At 67.2% G+C, this 6,913-nt stretch carries 9 protein-coding genes; 2 read left to right on the forward strand and 7 right to left on the reverse strand.

Annotation, left to right across the window (positions count from 1 at the left end; all coding sequences use genetic code 11):
- From folD to B3547_RS07685, 5 genes are all read right to left on the reverse strand, one after another.
- On the reverse strand, positions 1-782 hold a 782-nt coding region (gene folD / locus B3547_RS07665), incomplete at its 3' end, for a bifunctional methylenetetrahydrofolate dehydrogenase/methenyltetrahydrofolate cyclohydrolase FolD (RefSeq protein WP_292961782.1).
- 41 nt (positions 783-823) lie between these two features.
- Entirely contained in the window at positions 824-1,117 is a 294-nt protein-coding gene (locus B3547_RS07670; protein ID WP_124810471.1) for a YggT family protein, read from the reverse strand.
- Between the two features lie 81 nt (positions 1,118-1,198).
- Positions 1,199-1,738, reverse strand: coding sequence for a hypothetical protein (locus B3547_RS07675; protein WP_292961785.1), 540 nt, complete (start codon positions 1,736-1,738; stop codon positions 1,199-1,201).
- 32 nt (positions 1,739-1,770) lie between these two features.
- Positions 1,771-2,691, reverse strand: a complete 921-nt coding sequence (argB, locus tag B3547_RS07680) for an acetylglutamate kinase (protein WP_124810469.1) — start codon at positions 2,689-2,691, stop codon at positions 1,771-1,773.
- A gap of 57 nt (positions 2,692-2,748) precedes the next feature.
- A complete protein-coding gene (locus B3547_RS07685) occupies positions 2,749-3,444 on the reverse strand; it encodes a queuosine precursor transporter (protein ID WP_124810468.1) in 696 nt (231 codons plus the stop codon).
- Between the two features lie 104 nt (positions 3,445-3,548).
- Here B3547_RS07685 and B3547_RS07690 point away from each other — a divergent pair, with 104 nt between their 5' ends.
- Positions 3,549-4,892 (forward strand): NupC/NupG family nucleoside CNT transporter, encoded by a 1,344-nt coding sequence (locus B3547_RS07690; protein WP_124810467.1) that lies wholly within the window; start codon positions 3,549-3,551, stop codon positions 4,890-4,892.
- Positions 4,889-5,533, forward strand: a complete 645-nt coding sequence (locus B3547_RS07695; protein WP_292961792.1) for an immunity protein Imm33 domain-containing protein — start codon at positions 4,889-4,891, stop codon at positions 5,531-5,533. The genes B3547_RS07690 and B3547_RS07695 overlap by 4 nt, the downstream gene beginning before the upstream one ends.
- A gap of 2 nt (positions 5,534-5,535) precedes the next feature.
- Here the strand turns inward: B3547_RS07695 and B3547_RS07700 are convergent, their stop codons facing one another.
- Both B3547_RS07700 and B3547_RS07705 read right to left on the reverse strand, forming a co-directional pair.
- Positions 5,536-6,150: a 5'-methylthioadenosine/S-adenosylhomocysteine nucleosidase gene (locus tag B3547_RS07700; protein ID WP_292961794.1), complete on the reverse strand. Its 615-nt coding sequence runs from the start codon at positions 6,148-6,150 to the stop codon at positions 5,536-5,538.
- Positions 6,143-6,913, reverse strand: a 771-nt coding sequence (locus B3547_RS07705) for a MutS-related protein (protein WP_414690513.1), incomplete at its 5' end; no start/stop codon positions are given. The genes B3547_RS07700 and B3547_RS07705, both read right to left, overlap by 8 nt.

Consider the following 6,913-nt stretch of genomic DNA (forward strand, 5'->3'; position numbering starts at 1 on the left):
GTGATCGCGCCGGCCACGGCGGCCGCGCCGGCATAGTCCACGTCGCCCACCAGCCGGGTCTTGCCCTCGGCTCCGGCCACGCGGTTGATGCCCACGTCGATCACGGTCGCGCCGGGCTTGATCCATTCGCCCTTGACCATTTCCGGGCGGCCGACGGCGGCGACGACGATGTCCGCCCGCTTCACCACGTCCGGCAGGTTGCGCGTGCGGCTGTGCGCGACGGTGACGGTGCAGCTTTCGGCGATCAGCAGTTGCGCCATCGGCTTGCCGACGATGTTCGAACGGCCGATGACCACGGCGTCCAGCCCGGAAAGATCGCCGAGCCGGTCCTTGAGCAGCATCAGGCAGCCCAGCGGGGTGCAGGGCACGAAGCCCGGCTGCCCCACCGCGAGGCGCCCGGCGTTGGTGACGTGGAAGCCGTCCACGTCCTTGTCGGGGTTGATCGTGGCGATCACCTTCTGCTCGTCGATATGGCCGGGCAGGGGAAGCTGGACGAGAATGCCGTCGACGGCGGGATCGGCGTTGAGCCGTTCCACCACCGCCAGCAGGTCCGCCTCGGCGGTATCGGCGGGCAGCTTGTGCTCGAAGCTCGCCATGCCGGCCTCGAGCGTCGATTTGCCCTTGGAGCGGACATAGACCTGGCTCGCCGGGTCTTCGCCCACCAGCACCACGGCAAGGCCCGCCTTGCGGCCGGCCTGTTGCTCGAACGCGGCGGCCAGCTTGCCCACTTCGCCCCGCAGGTTCGCGGCAAAGGCCTTTCCGTCGATCACGGCAGCAGTCATCTCTGCAATTCCTTCAAGCCATTCCGTCCGGTGGCGGGAGGTCAATATCCCGATGCGGCAAGGCCGCTCAGCAGGATCATCAGCAGGTTGAGGCCGATGATCAGCGCCATCGGCGACAGGTCGATCGATCCGGTTTCGGGCATGATCCGGCGGATGGGGTTGAGCAGCGGATCGAGAATGGCGTTCAGCGCCCGCCAGATCGCGGCGACGCCATTGTTGTGCATGTTGACGACGTTGAACGAAATCAACAGGCCCAGCACGAACTGTACGATCACCACCACGGTGATGATCTGCACGAGGTAGCTGATCATGGCGACGAGCGTGTACAGGAACATGGGCGCTTTCTTCTTCCGACGGTCGATACGGCTGTTAGCCGAGAGACGGGCGGAAAGGCAACCGGAGCCTGTGGCGGACCCCTACGGAGTCAGCGTGGTGCTCTCGATATGCCAGCGCAGTTGCTCCTCGGTCGCGCCCGGCACGTCGTTCACGCGGCGCAGCACGACATCGCCTTTCAGCACTCGTGTGCCGTCGGTGACGGTGACGGGGGCGGTGTAGTAGAGAGAGCCTGCCGCGCCCTCGCTTTCGCCCTTGCCCACGGCCACGCGCGGGTCGAGCAGGGTGCTCCATTTCGCGGCGAAGGCGCGTTCGTCCAAGCCGCTGCGGGTACCCTTGTCGCCCCAATAGGCGCGGACGGTCTCCCAGTCGCGCATTTCCACGGCCTTGCCCCAGGCCGTCAGCACCTCGGCGGGATCACGCGAGGCCGATGGCACGCCGCGTTCGGTGATCTCGGCGGTGGGTGTTGGCGAGGGGGCCGGCACCGCTTCCGATGCCAGCTCGGCGATGGCATCGCTGTCCGTGTCGCTCGGTTCGGGCGCGGGCGGCGTGCCACCACAGGAGGCCAGCAGCAGGGCAAGCGAGGGGACTATGCGAGAGCGCACCATGGAAAAGGGACGCACGACCGCCGGTTCCGTTCCCGGCTTTCGCCCGGTCACGCCCGGATCAGCGTGCCGGCGCCGCGCGAGGTGAAGATTTCCAGCAGCATCGCGTGCGGCACGCGCCCGTCGAGCACGACCACCGCCTCGCACCCGGCCTCGACCGCGTGGACGCAGGTTTCCAGCTTGGGGATCATGCCGCCGCTGATCGTGCCGTCCTGCGCCAGTTCCGCGATGTCGGCGGGCGTCAGGTCGGTCAGCAGGTTCTTCTGCTTGTCCAGCACGCCGGGCACGTCGGTCAGCAGGAACAGGCGCGATGCGCCCAGCGCCGCGGCGATGCAGCCGGCCATGGTGTCGGCGTTGATGTTGTAGGTCGCGCCGTCCTCGCCCACGCCGATGGGCGCGATCACCGGGATCATGCCGGCGGCGCAGATGGTGTCGATCACCGTTGTGTCGATCCGGTCCGGCTCGCCCACGAAGCCCAGGTCGACCACCAGCGGCTCACCGTCGTCCTCGATCGCCTTGGGCGCCTTGGACTGGACCTTGCGGGCCACGACCATGCCGCCATCCTTGCCCGAAATGCCGATGGCCTTGCCGCCCGCGCGGGCGATCCAGCCGACCAGTTCCTTGTTGATCGCGCCGGCCAGGACCATTTCGGCCACTTCGGCGGTCTGCTTGTCGGTGACGCGCAGGCCGTTGACGAACTGCGATTCGATGCCCAGCGCCTTCAGCATCCGGCCGATCTGCGGCCCGCCTCCGTGGACCACCACGGGATTGATGCCCACCGCCTTCAGCAGCACGATGTCCTCGGCGAAATCGTGGGCCAGTTCGGGATCGCCCATGGCGTGCCCGCCATACTTCACCACGAAGGTCTTGCCGGCATAGCGCTGGAGATAGGGCAGCGCCTCGGTCAGCGTTTCCGCCTTGGCGAGCATCGCAGCGCGATAGGAATCGGAGATTTCGTGGTTCGTGGCCATAATGGCCGCGCCCTTACGCCCCTTGGCGCGAAATTAAAGCGTTTTCGTGCGCGCGGGTCAGCGTGGCGCGTCCAGCCAGCGCCCCAGCCGTACGAACAGCCAGATGCCCGGCGGCACCATGATCGTCGACAGCACCAGCTTGGAGATGATCTGCCCTTCCATGATCGCGCCGATCGGCAGGTCCTGCCCGTAGAACGAGATCGTGATGAACAGCACCGTATCGACGATCTGCGACAGCATGCTGGCGATCCACGCGCGCAGCATCAGCAGCCGCCCCTGACCGCCGGCAATGCGCGAGAACAGATAGACGTTGAGCGTCTGCGAGGTGCCGTAGGAAATCAGCCCGGCGAACTGCATCCGCGCGCCTTGCCCCAGCAGGCGGGCAAAAGCCTCCTGATCCGACCAGAACGGCGCCGGCGGCACCACATGGATGACCAGCGAAAGCAGCACCATCGACACGATCAGCGGCACGAAACCGAAGCGCACCAGCCGGTTCGCCATATCCTGCCCGAACAGCTCGGCCACGGCGCTGGCCAGGATCACCAGCAGCAGGAACGCGAAGATCCCGGATTCGACCGCCAGATCGCCCAGCAGCGGCCAGTGGCCCAGCGAGGCGAGCTTGGTGCCCAGCACGCCCGCCAGCACGGCCAGCCCGCCATAGAGCAGCGCGAACGCGAACAGGGAGCGGGGGATCGAAGAGGGGATCGGGGGATGTGGCGCCGGTGCGGCCCGGTGCGGGGCGGTTTCTTGCATGGACGGGCGATAGCGGGATTTTGACCGGCCGCCAAATCCCGTTTAGGAGCGGGAGAAACCAGTTCGTCTTTCCCTCCTTCATCGTCCGGAGCCGATAGCCCCCGATGCGCGTTGTCTTGAGCCTCGTCGGGATGGGTATCATCCTGCTGGTCGCCTTCCTGCTTTCCACCAACCGCCGCGCGATCCGCCCGCGCGTGGTGGGCGCAGCCTTCGCCCTGCAGGCCGGTTTCGCCGCGCTGGTGCTCTACCTGCCGTGGGGCAACGCCGCGCTGCAGGCCGCCGCGCACGGCGTGGAGCGGCTGCTCGGCTTCGCCAAGGCGGGCGTGACGTTCCTGTTCGGCCCGCTCGCCAAGCCCGAGATCGGCGGGACCAGCTTCGCCATTTCGGCGCTGCCGGTGATCATCTTCTTCGCCGCGCTGATCTCGATCCTCTACTACCTTGGCGTGATGCAGCTGGTGATCCGCTGGATCGGTGGCGGACTGGAAAAGATCACGGGCATCAGCAAGGTCGAATCGCTGTGCGCCGCGTCCAACATCTTCGTCGGGCAAAGCGAGGCGCCGCTGGTGATCCGCCCCTATCTCGCCGCGCTCAATCCGTCGCAGCTGTTCTGTGTGATGACCGTGGGCATGGCCGGCGTGGCGGGCACGATCCTGGCCGCCTATGCCAGCATGGGTATCCGCATCGACTATCTGGTCGCCGCCGCCTTCATGTCGGCGCCCGGCGGCATCCTCATGGCCAAGACGATGATGCCCGACGAGCCGCCGACGCCGGCCGACGTCGCGGCCGATCCGCTGCCCAACCCGCACGATCCGCCCACGCTGGTGCCGCCCGCCGGCATGGCCGCGGCCGCGCTGAACCGCGATGACGTGACCAGCCAGCCCGGCGTCGCCGCCAGCGGCGAACCGGTGGCGGAAGAACATGAGGAACGCCCCGCCAACCTCATCATGGCGGCCAGCCAGGGCGCGCAGACCGGGGTCAAGCTGGCCGTGGCGGTGGGCGCGATGGTGCTGGCCTTCGTTGCGCTGGTGGCGCTCGCCAACGGCATCCTCGGCTGGCTGGGCGGGCTGGCTGGCTATCCCGACCTCTCGTTCCAGCAGATCCTCGGCACGATCTTCGCGCCGATGTTCTACCTGCTCGGCTCCCCCACCTGGGCGGAAGCGATGCAGGCGGGCGGCCTGTTCGGCACCAAGATCGTGCTCAACGAATTCGTCGCCTTCATCGAACTGGGGCAGGACACCGGCTTGTCCAAGGTCAGCGTCGCGCTGGTCACGTTCGCGCTGTGCGGCTTCGCCAATTTCAGCTCGATCGCGATCCAGATGGCGGTGACCGGCGGCCTTGCCCCCAACCAGCGCCCGATGATCGCCAAACTCGGCATCCGCGCGCTGCTGGCCGGCGCGCTGAGCAACCTGATGAGCGCGGCGCTGGCGGGATTGTTCCTGTCGTTGTGACGGAAAGCTTTCCCTTCCACCTGCGCGATGCGGACGCCGCTACGTCGGAAGCCCCTTACACCTTCTTCGTACCGCTACGGGAAGAGCGCATTCAGGTCTCGGTTGGCGACCTCGTCAAACTGGGCTTCGAGTATGAGTGGGAGACGCAGGATTACGGCGGTGAACGAATGTGGGTGAAGGTCACCGGCAAATCGGGGCTGGATTTCACCGGAACGCTCGCCAATGAACCGTGGGAGCCCGGATTGCAGCTCGGCCTCGAAGTGGCATTCGGTATCGGGAACATCCTCGACATTGAATGGGATGCTCCCGAATTGCACCCGCCGTTCCACAAGCACGCGGCATATTGGGAGCGTTGCCTCGTCGATGATTGCGTGCTGAACGGGATTGTCCCAGCAGAATATGTCTATCGCGAAGAGCCGGACATGACGGACAAGGAAGACAAATACCCCGACAGCGGCTGGCGTATACGCGGGCAGGACGGTCATCCGGGTGCTGATCCGATCGACAATCGCTCTGTCAGCTACGTTGCTCTGGGCGCAGTCCTGAACAAGGACGACAGCTTCCTTGATCTGCTTAAGGCACCGGTCGGCAGCGCCTTCATGCGAGATTTCGCCAAGGGGCAATACTTCCCTGCGGAATGAAGTCAGCCGGAATGTGCCGCCAGCAGGTCCACCGCCCTGGCCAGCTCCCCATCAAGGTAGCCGAGCAGCTTGTGCCAGTCATGCGCGCCGGCCAGTTCGCCGGGGCCGTCGCTGACGCCGCGCAGGCCGATCAGCGGCACGCCGAAGGTGCGCGCGGCGCGGGCGACGGCGTAGGTTTCCATGTCGACCATGTCGGCCGAGACGCGGTCCCAGTGGTCGCCGCTGACCACGTCGCCCCCGCTAGACAGCGTGGCGACAGGCAGGTCCAGCGGGGTTTCCAGTGGCAGCTCTTTCGGCTCGTCAAGATAGGGCACCACGCCGGGCTCGATGCCGAGCGGCGAGGCGTCCATGTCGCGCCACGAGACGCTGGCGATCTGGTGGACCGAACCCAGCGCGCAGCGGCGCGATCCGGCCGAGCCGAGGCAGACGATCAGGTCCGGCAACTGCCCCGCCGCTTCCAGCCGGGCCAGCGCGACGCCGGTGTGCAGCGCGGCTTCCACCGGGCCGATGCCGGTGATCAGCGGGGTAAACCGGGCGCGCAAGTGCGGGCCGTATTCCGGTTCCGCCGCCATCACGAACAGCACGCGCCGGGTGCCGACCGTGGTGAGTTCAACCATTCGCCTGTGCCTTCAGTTCGTAGAGCAGGTCCAGCGCCTCGCGCGGGGACAGCGCGTCGATGTCGAGGCCGTTGAGCCGGTCGCGCAAGGCATCGACCTTTTCCTCCACCGCCTCGATCGCGGCAGCGAACAGCGGCAGGTCGTCCAGCCCGGCGGCGAGGCCCCCGGTGGAGGCGCGGCCTTTCTCCAGCTTGTCGAGCACGGCCTTCGCCCGCTGCACCACCGGCGCGGGCACCCCGGCGAGCCGGGCGACGGCCAGGCCATAGCTCTTGTCCGCCGGCCCTTCGGCCAGTTCGTGCAGCAGCACCAAGTCGCCTTTCCATTCGCGCGCGCGAACGTGGTGGAGCGACAGCGCATCGCAGCTTTCGGCCAGCCGCGCGAGTTCGTGGTAATGCGTGGCGAACAGGCAACGGCAGCGGTTGACCCCGTGGACCGCCTCCACCACCGCCCAGGCGAGCGCGAGCCCATCGTAGGTCGAGGTGCCACGCCCCACTTCGTCGAGGATGACGAAGCTGCGCTCGCTGGCCTGCGCGAGAATGGCGGCGGTCTCGACCATCTCGACCATGAAGGTCGATCGCCCGCGCGCAAGGTTGTCCGACGCGCCGACGCGGCTGAACAGCCGGTCGACCATGCCGATCGTCGCGGCCTCGGCGGGCACGAACCCGCCCGCCTGCGCCAGCAGCACGATCAGCGCGTTCTGGCGCAGGAAGGTGGACTTGCCGCCCATGTTGGGGCCGGTGATGATCTGCATGCGCTGGTTGGC

This window comes from Novosphingobium sp. UBA1939 (assembly GCF_002336885.1).
In the GTDB taxonomy this organism is placed as follows: Bacteria; Pseudomonadota; Alphaproteobacteria; order Sphingomonadales; family Sphingomonadaceae; genus Novosphingobium.

Bases quoted from the DNA above. Each gene is read 5' to 3' on its own strand.
- argB (WP_124810469.1), bottom strand. From the start codon at position 2,691: ATGGCCACGAACCACGAAATCTCCGATTCCTATCGCGCTGCGATGCTC.
- B3547_RS07700 (WP_292961794.1), bottom strand. From the start codon at position 6,150: ATGGTTGAACTCACCACGGTCGGCACCCGGCGCGTGCTGTTCGTGATG.
- B3547_RS07690 (WP_124810467.1), top strand. From the start codon at position 3,549: ATGCGCGTTGTCTTGAGCCTCGTCGGGATGGGTATCATCCTGCTGGTC.
- B3547_RS07670 (WP_124810471.1), bottom strand. From the start codon at position 1,117: ATGTTCCTGTACACGCTCGTCGCCATGATCAGCTACCTCGTGCAGATC.
- B3547_RS07685 (WP_124810468.1), bottom strand. From the start codon at position 3,444: ATGCAAGAAACCGCCCCGCACCGGGCCGCACCGGCGCCACATCCCCCG.